We start from the raw sequence: 321 nt of genomic DNA on the forward strand, positions 1-321 counted from the left end.
AGACGGAGCTGCTGACGAAGGCGCTGCTTGAGGACGAGAAGCCGGCGTACATCCGCGTAGGGCGGAACGCGGTGGAGGACGTGTACGAGGAAGGGAAGGTGCCCTTCGAGATGGATAAGGCGACCTTCGTGACGGAGGGGAGCGACGTGGCGGTGATCGCCTGCGGGGAGATGGTGAAGCCTGCGGCGGACGCGGCGGCGAGTCTTCGTGAAGAAGGGATCGGCGTGACGGTGGTAGACATGTACTGCATCAAGCCGCTGGACCGTGCGGCGATCGTCAAGGCAGCGTCGGGAGCGAAAGCGGTGGTGACGGTAGAGGAGC

At 64.8% G+C, this 321-nt stretch carries 1 protein-coding gene; it reads left to right on the plus strand.

All coding sequences use genetic code 11. From position 1 onward, the window contains the following. Positions 1-321: transketolase C-terminal domain-containing protein (locus tag HJV72_RS20560; protein WP_305798507.1), on the plus strand; the 321-nt coding region annotated here is incomplete at both ends.

The sequence above is a fragment of the Extibacter sp. GGCC_0201 genome (assembly GCF_017566055.1).
Classification (GTDB): Bacteria; Bacillota; Clostridia; order Lachnospirales; family Lachnospiraceae; genus Extibacter.